Below are 22,168 nucleotides of genomic sequence, written 5' to 3'. Positions count from 1 at the left end.
ACGTCACCGTTTCACACAAATAAAAAAAGCTGAAGGTTGAATTCTTCAGCTTTTCACGTAATTACTTGGCTTCTAAATATTTCTCCCAAACATTATCAAATTCCAGCTTTTCTTCCTTTGTCATTTCTACTAATGGAAGTCTTAAAGATCCAGTTTCAACTCCAATTTTAGTAAGTGCATATTTCACTACTACTGGATTCGGATGTTGGAACAACGCTTTAATCACAGGTAGCGTTTGTTGATGTATTTTAGCAGCCTTCAAATGCTCGCCTTGACGGAACAGTTGTATCATTTCTTGCATTTCTTTCCCTATTACATGGGAAGCAACCGATATAATTCCAGATCCCCCTATTGCGAGCAATGGTAAAGTCAATCCGTCATCACCACTATATACAAGGAAATCATCATCCGTATCCGCTAAAATTTTTGTCATTTGATCTAAGCTGCCACTAGCTTCTTTTACAATTTGGATCGATGGAATTTTACTTAGAGCCACAATCGAATCAGGCTCCAGATTAACAACGGAACGCCCTGGAATATTATATACTACAATGGGAATTGAAGTCGCAGATGCAATTGCTTCAAAATGTGCAATCATTCCACGCTGATTCGGCTTGTTGTAGTAAGGAGTAACAATCATTAAAGCATCAACTCCAAGAGCTTCTGCCTTTTGAGAAAGTTCTATAGATGCAGCTGTATTATTGCTACCTGTTCCAGCGATAACTGGTACTCGATTGTTTACTTTTTCTACTACAAATTGTATAAGCTTTAGTTTTTCATCTGTCGATAGTGTTGGAGATTCACCTGTTGTACCACTTACTACTAGGGAATCTGTTCCGTTTGAAAGCAAGTGTTCTAAAAGTTCTTCGGTTGCGCGAAAGTCAATAGTACCGTCTGCGTGAAACGGAGTCACCATTGCTGTAGAAATATTTCCGATATTCATTGAATTACACCTCTTATCAAATTCGCCTTTTAATAAAAGCACAAGCACTTATGTCTGCCCTGACTAGCAAATGGTAAAGCTAGGAGGCAGTTCTTAAGCCACCGCAACCCTCTTACTTGAGACGAGCTTTGCGCTGGAGCTTGACAATTAAAAAAGCACAGACTTTCTTCTTCGTTAGAAAAGGAGAAAGTTAATCTTTCTCCTTATATTACTATTCTTATATGTCGGTAGGTTTATCTAACCTATCCAACGTATATATAATATTAATTATAAGATTTTTTCATCGATGAGAGCTTCAGCAATTTGAATTGAATTAAGAGCCGCACCTTTTAAGAGATTGTCAGCAACGATCCACATATGGAAGCCATACTCACTAGAAGGATCCTTCCTAATACGTCCGATGAAAACAGCATCTTCGTCCTCGGAAAAGTAAGGCATAGGATACAGTTGCTCACTAGGATCATCCTGCAGAGTAACACCTTCTGCACTTGCCAAGAGCTGCTTAATATCTGCTACTGTTACATTTTCCTTTTCTACCTCAATGTACACCGATTCAGAATGACCAGTTACTACTGGCACTCTCACACAAGTAGCAGCAATAGAGAGATCTGGAAGAGACATAATTTTTTTCGTTTCATTCATCATTTTATGTTCTTCGAATGTAAATCCATCCTCATTGAACACATCGATTTGTGGGATAACATTTCCTGCAATCGGAAAGTGCTTCTCTTCACTTTTAACAGGTAAAATTTCAGAAGTGGGTTGCTTTTCTGCTATTCTCTCACTCTGAGATGTCAATTCATGAATAGCTGCCGCTCCTGCTCCTGATACTGCCTGATAAGTTGAGACAATAACTTTTGATAATCCATATTGCTTTCGGATTGGCTCTAAAGCTACGACCATCTGAATAGTAGAGCAATTAGGGTTAGCAATGATTCCTTGTTGTTCGTGCAAGGCTTGCTTATTTACCTCTGGTACTACTAATGGAACATCTGGATCCATTCGAAATGCACTTGTATTATCCACGACTATGGCGCCTCTCTTACTAGCCTCCTTAGCTAATGCTTTCGAAATCGAACCTCCTGCAGAAAAAAATGCTATGTCAACACCTTCAAAAGCCTCTGGTGTGGCTTCTTCGATTGTATAGTTTTTTCCGTTTACTTCAATTTGTTTACCTGCTGATTTCTCAGAAGCTAACAATTTTAAGTCCGCAAATGGAAAGCTTCTCTCAACTAATTTTTCAATAATTTTTTGGCCGACAGCACCTGTAGCCCCTACAATTGCTGTTGTAAATTTTTGTGACATGTAAAGCTCTCCTTTCAAAAATCAAAACATATTGGCGATATTGTATCATACATACTATAAAAATACACTATTATTAATATTTATAATTCATAATTTATGAGTAAAGGCTGTATTTGTTTGGAGGCAATTGCATGTTCAACCGTGGGCACAATCTGTTTAAAATCAGCTATTAAGGAATTAGGTTTTTTGTGAGGACTGTCTTGACCAAAGGGGATAAAGTAAATATTTTTAGTTGAGAGTAGCTTCATAATATTCATGCCATTAAGACCAAGAGCATCATTAGTTGATATCCCTAGAACGACAGGTTTACCGTTACGCAGCGTAGCCTTAGCAGCCATTAATACTGGAGAGTCCGTTTGCGCATTAGCTAGCTTACTTATTGAATTACCCGTCATTGGTGCTATCACCATACAGTCTAGTGGATTAGTAGGTCCAAAAGGCTCTGCCTCCACTATTTTTGAAACTACTTTATTGCCACTTGCAGCTTCTATTTTTTCTACCCACTCTTCTCCAGTACCGAATCGAGTGGCTGCTGTTAAAACAGAATACGTGATGATGGGCACTACAGTGGCACCAACATCCGTAAATTGCTTGATCATTGGAATTACTTCCTCATAAGTACAGTGAGAAGCGGTAATCCCAAGACCAATTCGAAGACCTTCTAACACTATTTTTCCTCCTCTAAGAAAGCCAGATGCTTTAAAACAGCTCTGGCAAGTAATTGCCCTGCATCTTGTGGAAAATACATGCCTGGTAAGCTTGTAGAGAGACTATAATTAAGAGGGGTGTTTTCTACATCTATGAGACACCCTGGGTTTGATGCAAGGTCAAAAACTCTTTTAAAATAAACAGCATTTTCATTTTTTAGCCATTTGGACGGAATGGTATTTATCATGTAAACTGAAGGTCTCATCTGTTCTTCAAATAAGTTATCTAATGTAGATATTTGATAACCATAGCTTTTCGCTTCATAGAGCTGATGTTCGGATCGAACCGAGATAATAACCTTCGCTCCAAGATGGTGCAGTGCTAAAGCTAGCCTTTTACCTACCCGGCCATAACCTGTAATTATGAATTCTTTGTTATAGATTACTTGTTTCTCTTGCGAGTAGAAGTAATTAATGAATCCCTCAGCAGTTAAATTTGCATTGTCCCATATCCATTCTTCATCTTCTAGATAATAAAAGGTCTGTATATTATCCTTTTTTACTGCCTTCTCTATGCTTTCAGTAGATTTCCCTATAAAAACAGTTTGACAGCTTATAGGTAATTCAAAAGGGCCTTCAGTATGAATTGGTTGGATTGGCAAAAAAACTATATCTGGTTCATATGAAAAGACGGTTTCCCTTAGTTCTTTATCCCATGTCATCGTTGGATAGAGCTGGGTATCTAAATAATCTGATACAGATTGCTGCAAGTAGTTCAAGCGTGGGTCAGTTCCAATTATCGCAATTTTTTTATTCATGGGTATACACTGGTTTCGATAGATGAGTCTGTTTCGTTAAAAAGGATACGATCTTTTCCAATGAGAATAATTTCTTCCCACGATATAAACTCTTTTTTTCTAGGTGTTTTATTGGATTGAAAGAAAGACGAAGATTTTTGAAATAATTCAAAACCTTGTATCTTACCGGTTTGTGGATTAAAAAGTAATTCAGTATCTGCAAGCCTCCCATATCTGGTACCATCTTTCACTTGAATAAGCTCTTTTTCTGCAAGTTCTGAAAGTAACAATCTGTCCCCTCCTTGTTCATCTCTACTTATGTATATGCCATTTTCAAAACAAAGTGAATTAAAATCCCATTAAAATAAAAGGCTGTTGCATAGAACACTTCCCATAGGCTTCATTTAAATTATGTAGTCCTATATATACATCCTATAAACATAGGTGAAAAGCATGAATTATAATTTGCTAATTTTTACTTTAGGTGGTCGCTTTCCGTGTGTGAAAAAGTGGTATAGGTAAATATTACAAAGAATATTAAGGTTACGGGAGCATCTCAAACTATTCTAAGCAAGCTTTGTAACTTTCAGAAGATATTTGATGACGTAATCGAAAAAATGTATGTATTTGAGCTAGCTTTCTTTTAGTCTTTTGAGTCAACAAAGCTCCTATATCATTCCCTTTAATCACTTGAAAAAAGTATATGCTTTTTTAAGAACGAAAAAAAGACGCCGATTAGCACTCGACGTCTTTAGGCATGATTACCGATACCGCTGGTTCATGAGAGAATATTTCTTTTGTTAGTTCCATTACCGATTCAAGAGTAACTTCATCGATTGTGTCACTTACTTCATCTAGGGAACGATGCTTGCCATATAACAATTCGTTTTTACCGTTACGGTTCATTCTAGAATTAGAGCTTTCCAACCCTAATAGCAGGTTTCCTTTAAGTTGCTCTTTTGCATTCGAAATTTCTGTTTCGGTAAAACCTTGCTCCATGACAGTTTGAATTGTTTCATTGATTGAACTCTTTAATTCTTCTAATTGATTGCAAGATGTTCCACCATATATAGCTACTACTCCTGTGTCCTCGTAAGATGAATGATAGGAATAAATGGAATAGGCAAGCCCTTTTTCTTCTCTAATTTCTTGGAATAGTCTTGAGGACATACTACCTCCAAGTATGTTATTCAACACAACCAGACTGTATATGTTATCAGCCTTCACACTAAGTCCTGGATATGCTAGACATAAGTGAGCTTGTTCTGTGTCCTTATGACTTTCTGTATATACAGGTTTTATAGTAGGAGTACTGAACTGTGTCACTTCTGTTAACGGTTGTTTAAAGTCGCCAAATAACGCTTCAATATGACTCAATAAATCCTCTGAAATATTACCAGCTACAGAAATCACTACATTTTTTGGTGTGTAGTGTTTTTCCATATAAGAAATAATGGATTCTCTAGTAAATGTATTTAATGTTTCTTCCGTTCCTAGTATAGGTGCACCTAATGGATCATTAGGAAGCATAGCCTGCCATAAATATTCATGGACAATATCATCCGGCGTATCCTCTACCATTTTGATTTCCTCAAGTACTACTTGGCGTTCTTTATCTATTTCCATTGGGTCAAATGTAGAGTTAAAGAACATATCTGCAAGAATCTCTACAGCATATTTTGCATGATGATCGAGTACTTTCGCGTAATAACAAGTATTTTCTTTGGAAGTAAAGGCATTAATATTTCCACCAATACGATCAAATTCTTCAGCAATCTGTCTTGCGGAACGAGTAGCAGTTCCTTTAAATAGCATATGCTCGATGAAATGAGTCAACCCGTTTTCCTCTGGCAGCTCATAGCGAGATCCTGCCTGCACCCAAATCCCTACTGCAACTGAGCGCACATGTGGGATATGTTCATACACAATACGTAATCCGTTTTTACAAGTTGTTTTCTTAATCAATATAACACCTCTATCTAATCTATTCTTCGATTTATGCATATACTTTTTTGTTTCTTGTCAATGTCTAGCTCCAGCACCTTGCCCCTCGAGGTCAAATGGAAAAAGCTCCGGTGGCTGGGGAACTGCCTCCTCACTTTCCCCATTTGCTTGTCGGGGCAAACATAGGTGCCTGCGCTTTTCTTACTATTTAAAAAAAGTTGCCGTAGATTGGATCTACGGTCAACCTTGTACGTAATTATATATTATTAATTAATCTTCTTTTTGTTCAGCACGTTCTTTTTCTTCTTTTAATACTACTTTACGAGATAAGTTAACACGGCCTTGATTGTCAATTTCGATCACTTTCACTAATAACTCGTCCCCAATTTTAAGAACGTCTTCCACGTTTTTCGTACGTTCTTCTTGGATTTCTGATATATGAAGCAAACCATCTTTTCCATTAAAGATTTCTACGAAAGCACCGAATTTTTCAATACGTTTTACTTTTCCTAGGTAATATTCGCCAACCTTAGCTACGCGAACAATGTCTTCAATGATTTGTTTTGCACGAGCAATCATATCTTCATCTGGTGAAGCGATATAAATTGTACCATCTTGCTCAGTATCAATTTTTACGCCAGTTTCATCAATGATTTTGTTGATTTGCTTACCACCAGGTCCGATAACATCACGAATTTTATCAGGATTGATTTTGATAACAGTAATTTTTGGTGCGTATTTAGATAATTTTCCACGTGGCTCACTAATAGTAGCAAGCATACTTTCAAGAATCTGCATACGTCCAATTTTAGCTTGCTCAAGAGCTTCCTCTAAAATCGTTTTAGACAATCCATCGATTTTAATGTCCATTTGAAGTGCTGTTATACCTTTAGAAGTACCAGCTACTTTAAAGTCCATATCTCCAAGATGGTCTTCCATTCCTTGAATGTCTGTTAAGATTGTATAATGTTCACCTTTTTTTACAAGTCCCATAGCAATACCAGCAACTGGAGCTTTAAGTGGAACGCCTGCATCCATCATAGCAAGTGTAGAAGCACAAATACTTGCTTGCGAAGTAGAACCATTAGATTCCAGTACTTCAGCAACTAAACGTAGAGTATACGGGAAATCATTCTCATCTGGAATAACTGCTTCTAATGCACGTTCACCTAAAGCACCGTGACCGATTTCACGACGACCAGGAGCACGAATTGGGCCCGTTTCCCCTACACTAAATTGAGGGAAGTTATAATGATGCATAAAACGTTTAGATTCCTCTAAGCCGATACCATCAATAATTTGAACATCACCTAGTGGCCCTAATGTACAAATACTCAAAGCTTGAGTTTGTCCACGCGTAAATAGACCAGAACCATGTGTACGAGGTAAAACACCAACTTCAGAAGACAATGGACGAATTTCAGCTACGCCACGACCATCTGGACGTACTTTTTCTTCTGTGATCAAACGACGAACTTCTTCTTTGACCATAGCATCTAAAATTTCACGCACTTGCTTCAAAGTTTCATCGGTTGCTTCTTTTTCAGTATATTGTTCTAATACTTCAGTTTTCACTTCAGATATAGCATCTTCACGGGCATGTTTCTCTTGTACTTGAATAGCTTGAACTAGCTTAGCTTCGCAAAGCCCTTTTACTTCCGTAAAAAGCTCCTTATCTAATTCAAATAAAGGAATTTCTTTTTTCTCTTTCCCGATTTCTGCAACCACTTTTTCTTGGAATTCAATTAGCTTAACGATTTCACTGTGTCCGAACATAATAGCTTCTAGAACGACTTCCTCAGAAACTTCTTTAGCTCCTGCCTCTACCATGTTAATCGCATCTTTTGTCCCAGCTACAGTTAGATCTAACATGCTTTTTTCCATTTGCTCAACTGTTGGGTTAATGATAAACTCGTCCCCAATTAAGCCAACTTGTACACCTGCGATCGGTCCATCAAATGGAATATCCGATACACTTAGTGCTAAGGAAGAGCCAAGCATCGCTGCCATTTCAGAGGAACAGTTTTGGTCTACTGACATAACAATAGAAATTACTTGAACTTCATTACGGAAACCATCTGGGAACAATGGACGAATTGGACGGTCGATTAAGCGACTTGTTAAAATAGCTCGTTCTGAAGGGCGTCCTTCACGTTTAATAAATCCACCAGGAATTTTACCAACCGCATATAACTTCTCTTCATAATTCACTGTTAATGGAAAGAAATCAAGATTTTTTGGTTGTTTAGAAGCAGTAGCTACAGATAATACACTAGTATCTCCGTATCTTACTAATACTGCTCCATTAGCTTGTTTTGCAAGTTGTCCAATTTCTACTTGCAATGGACGGCCTGCCCATTCGTGTGTAAATACTTTCTTTTCACTCATTGCTCTGGACTCCTCTCGACTTCAAAAAACTCCTTAAATAAGGCGATGATTATTTTCTACTATGATTTTCGCAAAATCTTTCATATCCAAAGGTATATGTAAGCTCTTTTGCTCACTATCTGCTATTTCTGTACAAATTGAAATATAACACGGCCTTTAAAAAAGGACGTTCTAATGGTTATATGTATCATAAGTAGTGTATCAAAAATATCGAAACTATGCGAAATATTTTACTAAAAAAAACAAAAATTACTCGCTAATACTAATATATAACAATTTCCCTTAGAAATAAATTTTATACCAATAGAAAAAGCGGGATAAATCCCGCTTTCCTAGGTGTATCTTATCGACGTAAACCAAGTTTTGCGATTAGTTCACGGTAGCGTTGTACTTCGTTTTCACGTAAGTATTTTAATAAGTTACGACGACGTCCAACCATTTTGAATAGACCACGACGTGAGTGATGATCTTTCTTATGTGTACGTAAATGTTCGTTTAAAGAGTTAATCTCTTCAGTAAGGATTGCGATTTGGATATCTGCAGATCCTGTATCGCTTTCATGAGTTCTGAACTCAGCGATTAGTTCGTTTTTGCGTTCTTGTGTAATTGCCATTATAGGTTTCCTCCTAAAAATCTTAATATCCCCTGTTCCTGAGCAGCCGTTGGAGAATCGAGAAAGCCAAGGAAAGGTTAAGTACATTTTTGTACTTATAAAGAATAGCATAATCTCTTATACGAAGCAACTTTTATGAAAGGTATTCCATTTGTTACTTTAAAATAATAGCGAGAGGGTTAATAACCATAAAAGTTTATCTTCTGGATATTAGAAATTATAAAAAGCTTACATTTTAAAGTATTTCATAGCGTAATTTTTGTCTTTCCCGATTTGTTTTTTAAGTTCGTCAATCCCATTGAACTTTTGTTCGGCACGTATACGCTTGTACCAATGCACGGATACTTCTTCTCCATAAATAGATTGGTCGAAATTTATAATATGTACTTCAATCGATAATTTCTTTTCTTCCGGGTTATTAAATGTTGGCTTATACCCAACGTTACATACTCCCTCATACCAGATTTCCTGGACCTGTATCTTCACTGCATATACACCAATAGCCGGAGTAAATTGTCCTTCCTTTGGTTGGATATTAGCAGTAGGAAAATCTATTGTTCTACCTCGTTTATCACCATGGACAACTACACCAGATAGCATAAAAGGACGACCTAAAAGCTCTTTTGCCACTTCCACTTTGCCCTCTTTTAGTGCCTCACGTATTCTAGTAGAACTTATTTTATCGCCAGCAAGCTCTTGCTTGCCAACTATAGAAACGGAATATTCTCCGTTAGAAAGCTCCTCCATATCCTGCATCGTACCTTTACCAAAAGATCCAAACGTAAAATCGAACCCTGCAGTCACATGTTTAACATTTGCATGCTTAATAAATGAGTCAATAAATTGAGCAGGCGAGAGCTTCGCAAAGTCTGAAGTAAACCTTACGACAAATAAAGCATCTACATTCATTTGTTCCAGTATCTCGATTTTCTGTTCCAAAGGTGTAATATAGAATACTTGCTCTTTTCTCCCACCTAGAACAAGAGAAGGATGAGGATCAAACGTCATAACAGCTGTCTTGATACTCTTTTCTTTACCTTTATTTAAAGCCTCTTGGATAACTGCACGGTGTCCGGTGTGGACACCATCAAAAAATCCTATTGCTAGGGAATAAGCTTCATTGTTAGTAACATTATATAAATGATTGGGATAAGATAAGTGATATACGTTCATATTATTCTCCTTTATCTGATGAAAACATTTTCTCTGGTTTCATCATACCACTTTTTGTTGGATGTTTAATATATACCGCAATTGGCTCCCCATTGTCTGTGAAGACCATTTTGTCATTTGTATTCAGCAGTGGATGTATTTCCAATACAGAGCCATTTGTAATCCATTTTTTCAATGAATTATCTAGTTTCTCGAATGGCCATTTGGATAATGCGTGTTTAAACGGTAAAATACTTTGTTCCAGAGCATCATTTTCCAAAGATTGTTGTACTTCTGAAAGAGTTAGACACTGCAATTTTGTAAAATTTCCAGAAGCAGTGCGCACTAGCGATGACATATGGGCCGGATATCCAAGTAGCTCGCCTATTTGAACGGCAAGTGTACGGATGTAGGTGCCTTTACTACAGTTAATCTCAATAGAGAATAACACTTGTTGGCCAGAAAATACGGAATCATCATCAAGTAATTTTAAATCATTAATAGTTACTTGTCTGCTGGGACGATCTACTTCTTTCCCTTCCCTTGCATACTCGTATAATTTTTTCCCATTTACTTTAACTGCAGAATACATCGGAGGTGTTTGTGTAATGACTCCCGTAAGTTGCTGCAGTACATTTAATATTTGCTCACGAGAAAATTTCTTTTCCGAGTTATCCTCTAAAACTATATCTCCATCAGCATCCTCTGTTGTAGTTGAAATTCCAATAGCAACAGTAGCCACGTAAGTTTTTCCCTCATTCATTACATATTCAGACACCTTAGTTGCCTGACCAAGACAAATTGGTAACACACCTTCAACACTTGGATCTAGTGTTCCAGTATGACCTATTCGTTTCATCTTCAAGATTTTCCGTAATTTAAAGACACAATCATGTGAGGTCATCCCTTTTTCCTTCCATAGAGGAAGTATGCCTTCGTACATATTATTCACCCCATATTCAAAATACAAGAAAGAAGTCTGCTCATTGGATAAGCAGACTTCTTTTTTGTGTTTTATTCCTCAGAAGATTTGTTAATCTGTCTTAGTAAATCGTCAATATGATTGCCATAAGCAGCAGATTCATCATATTCAAACAATAACTCAGGAGTAACTCGTAAACGGATACGCTGCCCAATTTCTGAACGGATAAAGCCTTTTGCTTTTTCTAAAGCCTTTAATGTATCGTTACGGTTACCATTTAACACTGTAATATAAATCGTCGCTTGTTGTAAGTCGCCTGTAACTGCTACATCGGTTACTGTGACAAAACCGATACGAGGATCTTTTAATTTTCGTCCTATGATTTCGCCTAACTCTTTTTTCATTTGCTCGGCAACTCGGTTAGCACGCATTGACATAATTGCTACACCTCATCTTCTATCATAAATATTCTTTGTTGATATCAATACATTCCCATTCTGGGTTAGATTCCAAAAAACGAATGGCAAGTGTTAACTCGCGTTCCACTGCACGCTTGTCAGAGGCAATGGCAACTATTCCGATTTTAGTACGCTGCCAAACGTCTTGGTGATCTAACTCAGATATTGAAACATTGAATTTTTGTTTTGTTCTAGTGAGCATACGCTGTAATACTGCTCTTTTTTCTTTCAATGAATGTGCAGTAGGGATGAGAAATTCACACTCTGCATACACAATCATTATCGTTTAATTTCTTCCATAATGTAAGCTTCGATTATATCGCTTTCTTTGACATCATTGAAGTTTTTAATCGTAATACCACATTCATAACCTTTTGCAACTTCTTTAGCATCATCTTTGAAGCGTTTAAGCGTATCTAGCTCACCTTCGAAAATAACAATTCCATCACGGATTACGCGAACGCCACTATCACGAGTGATTTTGCCATCGATTACATACGAACCAGCAATAGTTCCCACTTTAGATACTTTGAATGTTTCACGAACCTCAGCTTGACCAATGATTTTCTCTTGGAATTCTGGATCAAGTAGTCCAGTCATAGCTGCTTCGATTTCCTCAATTACTTTATAAATAATACGGTGAAGTCGAATATCTACGCCCTCTTGTTCAGCGGCACGTTTCGCATTTGTATCAGGACGTACGTTAAATCCAATTACAATTGCATTGGAAGCAGCTGCAAGGCTAATATCTGACTCAGTGATTGCTCCAGCTCCAGTATGGATAATTCGAACATTTACACCTTCAACTTCAATTTTCATCAATGAAGCAGCCATTGCTTCTACAGTACCTTGAACGTCTGCTTTCACAATTAGGTTTAGTTCTTTCATTTCCCCTTGTTTCATTTGATCAAACAAGTTGTCTAAAGTAACACGTGCTTTTTCAGAACGTTGGCTCACTTGTGCTTGAGATGCACGTGTTTCACCAACTTGACGAGCAGTTTTCTCGTCTTCAAATACAACGAAACGATCTCCTGCTTGTGGAACTTCGTTTAATCCAGTAATTTCAACCGGAGTTGAAGGACCAGCTTCTTTCACACGTCGGCCAAGGTCATTAACCATTGCACGGACACGGCCGAATGCATGACCTACTACGATTGGATCTCCAACTTTTAAAGTTCCATCTTGAACTAATAACGTAGCAACAGAACCTCTACCTTTGTCTAACTGTGCTTCAATTACTGTTCCTAAAGCAAGACGTTTAGGGTTAGCTTTTAGCTCAGCAACCTCTGAAACAAGTAGAACCATTTCAAGCAGGTTATCAATACCATCGCCTTTTAATGCAGAGATTGGTACGAAAATTGTTTCTCCACCCCAAGCTTCTGGCACTAAACCATGCTCTGTAAGTTCTTGCATTACACGATCAGGATTTGCTCCTGGTTTATCCATTTTGTTAACTGCTACGATGATTGGAACTTCTGCAGCTTTCGCATGGTTAATAGCTTCAACCGTTTGAGGCATTACTCCATCATCTGCTGCAACTACTAAAATGGTCAAATCAGTTACTTTTGCTCCGCGCGCTCGCATCGTTGTAAACGCAGCATGCCCTGGAGTATCTAAGAAAGTAATCTTTTTACCGTTATCCACTACTTGGTATGCACCAATATGCTGAGTGATACCACCCGCTTCTCCAGCTGTCACCTTAGTGTGTCTGATAGAGTCTAACAGAGTAGTTTTACCATGGTCAACGTGTCCCATGATTGTTACTACTGGTGGACGCTCTACTGTGTGTGTAGAATCTTCTTCCACAGGAGCTTCGAAATGAACTTCTAAATCAGTAATATCGATTTTGATTTCTTCTTCCACTTCTACACCGTAGTCTGCACAAATAAGTTCAATTGCATCCTTATCTAGCTCTTGGTTAATTGTTGCCATTACACCAAGTAAGAACAATTTTTTAATAATTTCTGCAGGTTCACGACCTAATTTTTTCGCAAGTTCTGTTACAGTAAGAGATTCCGTAAAAGTAATTCTTTCTGGAAGTTCTCTTTCTTTTCTTGGCACTGGTGGTTGAACAGGAGTTGTCGGTCCTTTTCTACGCTTGTTTGGACGTTGGCCTGGACGATTTTGTCCCCCTGGTCTATTTTGACCACCCGGACGATTTTGTCCTCCAGGTCGGTTATTATTATTAAAGACTTTTTTCTCTTTTGGTTGATTATTTGAACCTTGAGAATTAGATCCTTGATTATTCGACGTATTTGCAGGTCTTTGTTGTGATTGACCATTGGTTGAAGGACGTGATTGTCCCCCTGAAGATGGCCTAGATTGATTTTGATTATTTGGTCTTTGTTGCCCTTGTGAAGACGGTCTAGATTGGTTCTGGTTGTTTGGTCTCTGTTGTCCTTGTGAAGACGGTCTAGATTGGTTCTGGTTACTTGGTCTTTGTTGCCCTTGATTAGAAGGTTTAGTCTGTTGTGAAGCTGAATTATTTCCAGCGCCACCTTTTTTATAAACGCCGTCTAATTTACTTACAGCATCCCCTTCAAGCGTAGACATATGATTCGTAACTGTAATATTCATTTTTCCTAGTTGCTCAATAACTTCTTTACTTGATTTATTAATTTGTTTCGCGTATTCATGAACTCTGATTTTAGTCATTAGCTCACCCCCGGTTATATTCGTTGAGAAGGCCGGACAGTTTTTTAGCGAAACCGTCATCCATAATGGCTATTGCCACCCTGGCCTCTTTTCCCGTCGCATGTCCGAGATCGTGCCGGTCTCCAAAGACATGCAGCTCAACGTTAAAAGATGCACATTTATCATTCAATTTTTTTGCCGTATTTTGTGAAGCATCATTAGCTAATATAACTAACTTTGCTTTTTTACTTCTAATTTCTTTTACGACTAACTCTTCACCAGATATAGTTTTTCTAGCTCTAGTTGCAAGTCCTAATAATTGAGTAATTTGTTGTTCTAAATTCATTTCAATTTTTCTCTTTCGATCATGACTATTAACTCGTCATAGATTTCATTTGGTATGCTTGCTTCTAAATGATTTCCTAAAGAATTCTTCTTCTTTGCTTGGTTAACTGCTTCTACAGTTTTAGAGACATACGCGCCGCGACCAGATTTCTTTCCAGTCGGATCCACGCTAACCTCGCCTTCTTTCGAACGAACTACTCGAATCATTTCTTTTTTAGGAAACATGTCTCCAGTAGCAACACATTTTCGTAATGGGATTTTTTTTTGAGTGGCCATACTAAATCAGCCTCCTATTCTTACTCTTCGTCTTTGTAAAAATCAAAATCATCCATATCGTTTTCTAATTCTTCTACAATTAGTTGCGGAGAATTCTCGTTAGGATAAATTCCTATTTCTCTAGCATCCGTCTCACTTTTAATGTCAATTTTCCAACCTGTTAGCTTAGCTGCAAGTCTTGCATTTTGACCTCTTTTACCAATAGCGAGAGATAGCTGATAATCCGGGACTACTACTGTAGTGGATTTTTCCTCTTCATTTACTTGAACGTCTAAAACTTTCGAAGGACTAAGTGCATTTGCCACGAAAACTACCGGATCTTCTGACCATTCCACAATGTCAATTTTTTCTCCGCTTAGTTCGTTGACAATCGTTTGAACACGAGCACCTTTCGCACCTACACATGAACCAACTGGATCAATTTCATCGTTATGAGCGAATACAGATATTTTCGAACGATCTCCAGCTTCACGAGCGATAGATTTAATCTCTACAATACCTTCGAAAATTTCAGGCACTTCCATCTCAAATAAGCGACGAAGTAATCCTGGATGTGTTCTAGAAACAAACACTTGTGGTCCACGAGTTGTACGTTCAACCTTTGTAATATAAACTTTGATACGGTCATGAGGACGATAAGTTTCAGTCGGAATTTGTTCGTTTACTGGTAAAACAGCTTCCACTTTCCCTAATCCTACATAAATATTGCGAGCATCAAGTCGTTCAACAATACCGTTTACTATATCATCTTCACGATCAACATACTCTTCATATATTAACCCACGCTCTGCCTCACGTACTCGCTGAGTCACCACTTGTTTTGCTGTTTGTGCTGCAATACGTCCAAAGTTACGTGGAGTAACTTCTTCCTCTACTACATCTCCAAGAGCATAATGTGGGTTAATAGCTTGTGCATCCTCAAGAGAAATCTCCAGTCTGCTATCACTAACTTCCTCTACTACATCTTTTCTAGAATAAACTAACATAGAACCGTTAGCTAAATTGATATCCACTCGAACATTTTGAGCTTGATTGAAGTTTCTTTTGTATGCCGTAACTAATGCAGCCTCAATCGCCTCCATTAAGACATCTCTTGAAATTCCTTTTTGCTTCTCTAGCGCAGTTAACGCATCTAATAACTCACTACTCACAGCTGTCACTCCTCAATATACATTATGCAGAGAAATCGATTGCTAAACGAGCAAGCGCAATTTTCTCTTTTTCAATTTGAATTTTAACTCTTCTTGTTTTGATGCGAACTTCTATTAAAGCGCCTTCTTCAGCAGAATAAGAAAGTAATGTTCCTTCAAACTCTTTAGCCCCGTTAATTTGCTCATAAGTTTTAATGAAAACATATTTCCCTATAGCTGAGATAAAATCAGCTTCTTTCTTTAAAGGACGCTCTGCCCCAGGCGAGGAAACTTCTAAAAAATAATTTTCCTTAATAGGATCTTCTTCATCCAATTTTTCACTTAGCTTATTACTTACTTGGGCACATTGCTCAATATCAATGCCACCAGAAGGTGTATCAATATATACACGTAAAAACCAATCGCGACCTTCTTTAACATATTCAACATCAACGAGCTCTAAGGTCATCTCTTGCAAAATAGGTAAAACAAGCTCTTCAATTTTACTAGTTATATTACTCATAAAGGCCTCCCTACACAACCATGATTTTCTATATAACAACAGAAAAGAGCGGGAAATCCCACTCTTTCGTCACAGAACTATGAAACATTGGTAGTTTTATCTTACCATACCATAGGTTTGTTTGCAAATTAGTGACTAAAACAGAGATAGCTGATTCGCGTCAGGTAGCCCTTCTAGGCAACCCATCGAGTCCAGATACTCAATAATCGTTTTGGAAACTTTACCTCTTTGCTGCAAATCCTCTTTAGATAAGAACTCTCCATTTTGTCGAGCATTTACTATTTGAACAGCAACGTTCGTACCTAAGCCTGGAACGGCATCAAATGGAGGTATTAAAGTATTCCCTTCAATAGTAAATTCATGTGCCTTAGATTTATAAAGATCAATCTTTTGCATTCTAATTCCTCGCTCAGACATTTCCAGAGAAAGCTCTAATACAGTCGCCAAGCTTTTTTCTTTGTTAGATGCTTCTAATCCCTTTGCATTAATTTCATCTAACTTAGCTCGAATTGTATGTGAGCCATTTACAATAGAGATTAAATCAAAATCGGATGCTCGTACTGTAAAATATGCTGCATAGTATAGTATTGGGAAGTGAACTTTAAAATATGCAATACGAACGGCCATTAAAACGTAGGCAGCAGCATGAGCTTTAGGGAACATATATTTTATCTTTTTACATGATTCAATATACCAGTTAGCTACACCTTTTGATTTCATTTCTGCTTCAAATTCTGGTGTTAGTCCTTTCCCTTTCCGCACAGACTCCATTATTTTAAATGCAAGTGAAGGATCTAAGCCTTGATAGATTAGATAAACCATAATATCATCACGACAGCCAATTACATCTGAAAGCTGACATGTTCCTGCTTGTATAAGTTCTTGTGCATTGCCCAACCAAACATCCGTCCCATGAGAAAGACCTGATATTTGAACAAGTTCTGAGAAGGTTGATGGTTTTGTTTCCTCGAGCATTTGTCTTACGAATCGAGTACCGAACTCCGGAATACCTAGCGTTCCCGTTTTACAATCAATTTGTTCTTCTGTTACTCCAAGAGTTTCTGGTCCACTAAAGATCTTCATAACTTCCGGATCATCCGTCGGTATCGTTTTCGGATCAATTCCAGAAAGGTCTTGCAGCATCCGTATAACGGTCGGATCATCGTGTCCAAGAATATCTAATTTCAGTAGATTATCATGGATGGAATGGAAGTCAAAATGCGTCGTTTTCCACTCTGAATCCTGTGCATCTGCCGGAAACTGAATTGGTGAAAAATCAAATATATCCATATAGTCAGGTACAACAATAATACCTCCTGGATGCTGTCCAGTTGTACGTTTTACACCTGTACATCCTTGTACTAAGCGATCTATTTCTGCTCCACGTAATGATATATTATTATCATTCATATAACCTCGAACATATCCATACGCTGTCTTTTCCGCTACTGTTCCTATAGTACCTGCTCGGAATACATACTCTTCCCCAAACAGCTCTTTTGTATAGTTATGTGCTGTTGGTTGATATTCTCCACTAAAGTTTAAGTCAATATCAGGAACCTTATCTCCTTTAAACCCTAAGAATGTTTCGAAAGGAATATCTTGTCCTTCCTTAACGTAAGGAGTATCACATTTTTCACAGTTGGCATTGGGAAGGTCAAATCCAGATCCTACAGAACCATCTTGGAAAAATACAGAATGTTTACAGCTAGGACAAATATAATGAGGAGGCATAGGATTTACTTCAGTTATCTCCATCAAGGTTGCGACAAGTGATGAGCCTACAGATCCACGGGATCCAACCAAATAACCATCATCTAAAGATTTCTTCACTAGTTTGTGAGAGATTAAATAAATAACAGCAAATCCATGTCCAATAATAGACGTAAGCTCTTTTTCAATACGTGCCTCAACTATCTCTGGCAATTCCTCACCATAAATTTCCTTAGCTTTCGTATAGGTTAACTCTCTAACTTCGTCATCTGCTCCTTCAATTTTTGGAGTATAAAGATCGTCTTTGATTGGCTTAATGTCTTCGATCGAATCTGCAATATTGTTAGGATTCGTAATGACTATTTCTTTTGCCAGCTCTTCTCCTAAAAACGAGAAGGAATCTAGCATTTCATTGGTAGTTCTAAAGTGAACCTTTGGTAGCTCATGACGATTTAAAGGATTTGCTCCCCCTTGAGAATTCACCAAAATTTTGCGGAACATTGCATCCGTCTCATGTAAATAATGTACATTTCCAGTAGCAACAACTGGTTTCCCTAACTTTTTCCCTACTTTAATCAGCTTGCGAATAATGTCTTCTAAGTTCCATTCATCTCTTACTAGTTCCATTTCAATTAAATGAGCGTACACTTCTTTAGGATGTACCTCTAAATAATCATAGAACTTGGCAATTTCTTCAACTTGCTCCAAAGGCTTTTGCATAAGCCCTTCGAAAACCTCTCCACGATCACAACCAGAGCCAATTATTAACCCTGCTCTATGCTTTTGAAGCACCGAACGTTTAATACGTGGCACGCGATAGAAGGTAGTTGTATGGGAAAGGGAAACTAATTTAAATAGATTCTTTAGACCCTCATCGTTAACCGCTAAAATAGTACAGTGTGATGGTCTTGCTCGTTTGTAGGAATCACCTTGCCCAATATGCTTATTGAAGTCATCAAGATAATGAATGTCTTGTGCTTCAGCTTCTTTTAATAAATGCAATAAAAGATAACCTGTTGCCTCACAGTCAAAGATCGCTCTATGGGCTTGGGTTAATTCGATATTAAATTTTTTCGTTAGTGTACCTAGTTTATGTGTTTTCATTTCCGGATGTAAAAAACGAGCTAGTTCTAATGTATCGATAACTGGATGGTCAAAATGGTTAATATCGCATTTTCGATAACCCTCATACAAGAAGCCCATATCAAACGACGCATTATGCGCAACAATAATCCCGTCACCGATAAATTCATGAAAATCTCTAATAACATCCTCTATCTCTGGAGCATTACGAACCATATCATCCGTGATACCAGTTAGCTCAATTGTTGTTGCGGACAAAGCATGATGCGGATTAACAAATCTTTCAAATTTGTCAATAATAGTACCGTTGTGCATTTTTACTGCTGCAAGCTCAATGATCTTATCATAAGTAGCAGATAACCCTGTCGTTTCTACGTCAAAGACAATATACGTAGCATCTTCCAGTGCAATATGTTGTTCGTCATAAGCTATTGGCACTCCATCGTGAATTAGATTTGCCTCTAAGCCGTATAAAATTTTTATACCATTCTTCTTACCAGCTGCATACGCCTCTGGGAATGATTGTACATTGGCATGATCAGTAATCGCTACTGCTTTGTGCCCCCATTTGGCTGCTTGAGAAACTAGAGCTGAAACAGAAGAAACAGCATCCATTTGACTCATCGGGGTATGCATATGTAACTCCACTCGTTTTTCTTTTGAAGTATCATATCTTAGTACTGGATTAATCTCACACATATCTTGAGCCATTACGATTAAATCGCGCACAAATGTATCATTTTGCACGGAGCCTCTTACTTTTATCCACATTCCCTTTTTAAGACGTGCCATCATTCCAGCGTCTTCTTTGTCTCTTGAGAACATTTTAACTAGGATTGAATCTGTGTAATCCGTCACTTTTGCAGTTAATAGAGATCTTCCACTTCTAAGCTCTTTAACCTCCACGTCAAAAACAAAGCCTTCAATCGTAACTCTACGCTCCTCGTCCTGAATAGAACGTATTTCCACGCTCGCCTCTTCTTTTTTCAAAGGGGTACCTAGCTGGAATGGTCCATCTTCTCCCGCATCTCCACTATCCTGACGTTGAGATTCTCTCTTTTGTAAATCAACTAAAGCTTTTTTCCCTAGCTCTTCTTCTTCCATTCTTCTTTGTTCTAAGAAGGCAACTTGGGCTTCTGCTAGTGCTTCGGTATCCTCAACCAATTTAAAATCTATTGCGAGTTTAGGAAATCCAAAGCTTTCATACACATTTGAAATGTGTTCGATATATTTTTTTTTGAATGTACGGAGCTGTAAATCCTGCCCACAAGTAAGCTGTATCATCTGTCCATTCCACTCTGGCTCCTGACCTAGCAAGCAATCTTTTAATGGAGGAGCCATATCGCTCATTTCTTTTAAGACACTTGTCCAGTACGCTTTTACTAGCGGTTCAGAGACTTCTGGATTTTCGCTTTTTATATTTAAATAAACAGTTGCTATACCCTGAAATTTTTCTTGTAGTCTTGTTTGGAATTTAGTATAAACCTCAATCGGAAGAATGTTTGCTAAATTGATTTGAAAATGCCATTGTCTTTGCTTTTTATGGACCGTAAATCTGGTAATAGAAGCATTCTCAAAATGCTGTACAAAAGCATCTTCAGTCAGCTCTAGTTGTTGCAGCAATAAATGCATTCTCATTTTGCCATCTTGCATCTTAGCTATTCCCCCTTCTTTTAAAAGTTATTTTCTATTTATTTTATTTCTTTTCTGTATGATTGTAGGGTTAGGCGGCGACTTCTGTGGGATGAGTAACAAATAAGACATAAAAACTGCGCACATAAGCGACGGGTAATAGCTTATCGCTCACCCCACGGAAAGCGTCCTCCGAAAGCGAAATTTAATTCTACTTTATTTGAAATGCATATAGATTTCAAAAAATTGATTCCTTTATAATATGAAAGAACAATTTACAGAAAAAGAAAGGAAGTTCAGCTACTCGAACTTCCTCCCTAACGTAATTTTATCAAAACCACAAATAAATAGTTCTTCCATTTTCTCACAAAATTATTTTAAAAGAAGAATCTTTGAATATCATTCCAAGTGACTACAACCATCAATACCATAAGAAGCATGATTCCTACAAAATGAACCATTCCTTCTTTTTGTTTGTCGACTGGTTTTCCTCTAATTGCTTCAAAAAGGAAGAACAACAATCTTCCTCCATCGAGGGCTGGTAATGGTAACAAATTCATAATCCCTAGATTTATACTTAAAATAGCTGCCCAGTGCATTAGGTTATATACGCCTGATTGCGCGACTGTTTCCGTCGCTTTATATATTCCCACTGGACCAGACAAGTCATCAATAGAAAAGGAGCCAGTAACTAATGTACCTAAGATAGTAAATATTCTTTTAGTCCATTCATAGGTTTGTTCAGCCCCAAAGAAAATTGCCCCAATTGGATTTTTTTCTAAAGGACTCATATATTGAACACCAATTTGGGCAACCTTACCTGCTTCTGTCGTTACTTCCTTTGGAGTTACTATCAATTCTTCCGTAGTACCATCTCTATCTATCACGAAGGTCATCGGTTCGTTAGCGCTATCTCTAACGGCTAGCGATAGTTCTTCCCATTCGGTAATTGGCATTCCGTCAATCTCTTTAACTAAATCGCCATCTTTCATTCCTGCTAAAGCTGCTGGACTATTATCTACAACTGTTGTAATAATAGGCTCGTTAGTTGGAATTCCCTGAAGTAATCCTAAAGCTAAGAATATAAAGAATGCTAATATAAAGTTAAACAAAGGTCCTGCGAAAATCGCCATAGAACGTTGTCCAACTGTTTTGGAACCGAATTGTCGATCATAAGGGGCGATAAAGGTTTCGGTATTATTTTCAATAATAACAGCTTTTCTTGCAACTTGATAACGAACTAAACGCTCTTCTTCATCGTAGCCTTCGATATACATTTCTTTCATCAAATCAGATCTTTCTACTTCTAGAAAGAGCATATCAGGGAATTGTTTGTTCTGGTTGAGTACAATTTGATCTATTTCATTGTTCTCATTTAAGCGAACACCTAGACGATATCCAGGCTGTAATTCAATAGAATCTAAATCTTCTCCAGCCATCCGTACATAACCACCCAAAGGTAATAAACGGATTGTATACAGTGTTTCCCCTTTTGTCATACCAAAAATTTTAGGTCCAAAACCAATGGCAAATTCTCTAACCATTATTCCAGCTTTTTTTGCAAAAATAAAATGCCCTAGTTCATGAAAAAAAACAATACTTCCAAATATGATTATAAACGCAATGGCTGTTTCCATTATACCCCACCTTTTTCTCCTGCTTG

The 22,168-nt window shown here is 37.6% G+C and carries 19 protein-coding genes; all 19 read right to left on the bottom strand.

The window, feature by feature from the left end:
- Positions 1-61: 61 nt before the first annotated feature.
- Positions 62-943, bottom strand: a complete 882-nt coding sequence (gene dapA, locus MKY94_RS07330; RefSeq protein WP_340844320.1) for a 4-hydroxy-tetrahydrodipicolinate synthase — start codon at positions 941-943, stop codon at positions 62-64.
- Between the two features lie 267 nt (positions 944-1,210).
- Entirely contained in the window at positions 1,211-2,248 is a 1,038-nt protein-coding gene (locus MKY94_RS07325; RefSeq protein ID WP_342578324.1) for an aspartate-semialdehyde dehydrogenase, read from the bottom strand.
- Positions 2,249-2,328: 80 nt separating this feature from the next.
- Positions 2,329-2,916: a dipicolinate synthase subunit B gene (locus MKY94_RS07320; RefSeq protein ID WP_151110509.1), complete on the bottom strand. Its 588-nt coding sequence runs from the start codon at positions 2,914-2,916 to the stop codon at positions 2,329-2,331.
- Positions 2,916-3,713: an NAD(P)-dependent oxidoreductase gene (locus MKY94_RS07315; RefSeq protein WP_340844319.1), complete on the bottom strand. Its 798-nt coding sequence runs from the start codon at positions 3,711-3,713 to the stop codon at positions 2,916-2,918. Before MKY94_RS07315 ends, MKY94_RS07320 begins: the two co-directional genes overlap by 1 nt.
- Positions 3,710-3,982, bottom strand: a complete 273-nt coding sequence (locus MKY94_RS07310) for a YlmC/YmxH family sporulation protein (protein WP_144538099.1) — start codon at positions 3,980-3,982, stop codon at positions 3,710-3,712. Before MKY94_RS07310 ends, MKY94_RS07315 begins: the two co-directional genes overlap by 4 nt.
- Before the next feature lie 445 nt (positions 3,983-4,427).
- The gene (locus MKY94_RS07305; protein WP_342578322.1) at positions 4,428-5,696 is read right to left on the bottom strand and encodes a pitrilysin family protein; all 1,269 of its coding nucleotides are present in this window, start codon (positions 5,694-5,696) and stop codon (positions 4,428-4,430) included.
- 210 nt (positions 5,697-5,906) lie between these two features.
- Entirely contained in the window at positions 5,907-8,024 is a 2,118-nt protein-coding gene (gene pnp, locus MKY94_RS07300) for a polyribonucleotide nucleotidyltransferase (protein WP_154311101.1), read from the bottom strand.
- A gap of 343 nt (positions 8,025-8,367) precedes the next feature.
- Complete coding sequence (gene rpsO / locus MKY94_RS07295) at positions 8,368-8,637, bottom strand: 30S ribosomal protein S15 (RefSeq protein ID WP_053589935.1); 270 nt, start codon at positions 8,635-8,637, stop codon at positions 8,368-8,370.
- A gap of 228 nt (positions 8,638-8,865) precedes the next feature.
- Positions 8,866-9,810, bottom strand: a complete 945-nt coding sequence (gene ribF / locus MKY94_RS07290) for a riboflavin biosynthesis protein RibF (RefSeq protein WP_342578320.1) — start codon at positions 9,808-9,810, stop codon at positions 8,866-8,868.
- A 1-nt stretch (position 9,811) separates the two neighbouring features.
- Entirely contained in the window at positions 9,812-10,732 is a 921-nt protein-coding gene (gene truB, locus MKY94_RS07285; protein WP_342578318.1) for a tRNA pseudouridine(55) synthase TruB, read from the bottom strand.
- Between the two features lie 71 nt (positions 10,733-10,803).
- Positions 10,804-11,148 (bottom strand): 30S ribosome-binding factor RbfA, encoded by a 345-nt coding sequence (gene rbfA / locus MKY94_RS07280; RefSeq protein ID WP_144538095.1) that lies wholly within the window; start codon positions 11,146-11,148, stop codon positions 10,804-10,806.
- A 22-nt stretch (positions 11,149-11,170) separates the two neighbouring features.
- Entirely contained in the window at positions 11,171-11,449 is a 279-nt protein-coding gene (locus MKY94_RS07275) for a DUF503 family protein (RefSeq protein ID WP_144538094.1), read from the bottom strand.
- On the bottom strand, positions 11,449-13,824 hold the full coding sequence (infB, locus tag MKY94_RS07270; RefSeq protein WP_144538093.1) for a translation initiation factor IF-2: 2,376 nt from the start codon (positions 13,822-13,824) through the stop codon (positions 11,449-11,451). Before infB ends, MKY94_RS07275 begins: the two co-directional genes overlap by 1 nt.
- A gap of 4 nt (positions 13,825-13,828) precedes the next feature.
- The gene (locus MKY94_RS07265; protein ID WP_144538092.1) at positions 13,829-14,149 is read right to left on the bottom strand and encodes a YlxQ family RNA-binding protein; all 321 of its coding nucleotides are present in this window, start codon (positions 14,147-14,149) and stop codon (positions 13,829-13,831) included.
- Entirely contained in the window at positions 14,146-14,424 is a 279-nt protein-coding gene (locus MKY94_RS07260) for a YlxR family protein (RefSeq protein WP_144538091.1), read from the bottom strand. The genes MKY94_RS07265 and MKY94_RS07260 overlap by 4 nt, the downstream gene beginning before the upstream one ends.
- Positions 14,425-14,444: 20 nt before the next feature.
- The gene (gene nusA / locus MKY94_RS07255; RefSeq protein WP_342578317.1) at positions 14,445-15,575 is read right to left on the bottom strand and encodes a transcription termination factor NusA; all 1,131 of its coding nucleotides are present in this window, start codon (positions 15,573-15,575) and stop codon (positions 14,445-14,447) included.
- 22 nt (positions 15,576-15,597) lie between these two features.
- The gene (gene rimP / locus MKY94_RS07250; protein ID WP_144538089.1) at positions 15,598-16,077 is read right to left on the bottom strand and encodes a ribosome maturation factor RimP; all 480 of its coding nucleotides are present in this window, start codon (positions 16,075-16,077) and stop codon (positions 15,598-15,600) included.
- A gap of 135 nt (positions 16,078-16,212) precedes the next feature.
- Positions 16,213-20,535 (bottom strand): PolC-type DNA polymerase III, encoded by a 4,323-nt coding sequence (locus MKY94_RS07245; RefSeq protein WP_154311105.1) that lies wholly within the window; start codon positions 20,533-20,535, stop codon positions 16,213-16,215.
- 347 nt (positions 20,536-20,882) lie between these two features.
- The gene (gene rseP, locus MKY94_RS07240) at positions 20,883-22,142 is read right to left on the bottom strand and encodes an RIP metalloprotease RseP (RefSeq protein ID WP_340844318.1); all 1,260 of its coding nucleotides are present in this window, start codon (positions 22,140-22,142) and stop codon (positions 20,883-20,885) included.
- Between the last annotated feature and the right edge of the window lie 26 nt (positions 22,143-22,168).

This window comes from Psychrobacillus sp. FSL K6-2843, from assembly GCF_038626375.1.
Taxonomy (GTDB): Bacteria; Bacillota; Bacilli; order Bacillales_A; family Planococcaceae; genus Psychrobacillus; species Psychrobacillus faecigallinarum.
This window is presented reverse-complemented; position numbering and strand designations above follow the sequence as displayed.

What these genes read in the sequence shown, in the direction of transcription:
- rbfA (WP_144538095.1), bottom strand. Translation starts at nt 11,148, where the DNA reads ATGTCAATGCGTGCTAACCGAGTTGCCGAGCAAATGAAAAAAGAGTTA.
- MKY94_RS07315 (WP_340844319.1), bottom strand. Translation starts at nt 3,713, where the DNA reads ATGAATAAAAAAATTGCGATAATTGGAACTGACCCACGCTTGAACTAC.
- truB (WP_342578318.1), bottom strand. Translation starts at nt 10,732, where the DNA reads ATGTACGAAGGCATACTTCCTCTATGGAAGGAAAAAGGGATGACCTCA.
- rseP (WP_340844318.1), bottom strand. Translation starts at nt 22,142, where the DNA reads ATGGAAACAGCCATTGCGTTTATAATCATATTTGGAAGTATTGTTTTT.
- MKY94_RS07305 (WP_342578322.1), bottom strand. Translation starts at nt 5,696, where the DNA reads ATGCATAAATCGAAGAATAGATTAGATAGAGGTGTTATATTGATTAAG.
- rpsO (WP_053589935.1), bottom strand. Translation starts at nt 8,637, where the DNA reads ATGGCAATTACACAAGAACGCAAAAACGAACTAATCGCTGAGTTCAGA.
- MKY94_RS07260 (WP_144538091.1), bottom strand. Translation starts at nt 14,424, where the DNA reads ATGGCCACTCAAAAAAAAATCCCATTACGAAAATGTGTTGCTACTGGA.
- MKY94_RS07265 (WP_144538092.1), bottom strand. Translation starts at nt 14,149, where the DNA reads ATGAATTTAGAACAACAAATTACTCAATTATTAGGACTTGCAACTAGA.
- MKY94_RS07275 (WP_144538094.1), bottom strand. Translation starts at nt 11,449, where the DNA reads ATGATTGTGTATGCAGAGTGTGAATTTCTCATCCCTACTGCACATTCA.
- rimP (WP_144538089.1), bottom strand. Translation starts at nt 16,077, where the DNA reads ATGAGTAATATAACTAGTAAAATTGAAGAGCTTGTTTTACCTATTTTG.
- dapA (WP_340844320.1), bottom strand. Translation starts at nt 943, where the DNA reads ATGAATATCGGAAATATTTCTACAGCAATGGTGACTCCGTTTCACGCA.
- pnp (WP_154311101.1), bottom strand. Translation starts at nt 8,024, where the DNA reads ATGAGTGAAAAGAAAGTATTTACACACGAATGGGCAGGCCGTCCATTG.
- MKY94_RS07325 (WP_342578324.1), bottom strand. Translation starts at nt 2,248, where the DNA reads ATGTCACAAAAATTTACAACAGCAATTGTAGGGGCTACAGGTGCTGTC.
- ribF (WP_342578320.1), bottom strand. Translation starts at nt 9,810, where the DNA reads ATGAACGTATATCACTTATCTTATCCCAATCATTTATATAATGTTACT.
- infB (WP_144538093.1), bottom strand. Translation starts at nt 13,824, where the DNA reads ATGACTAAAATCAGAGTTCATGAATACGCGAAACAAATTAATAAATCA.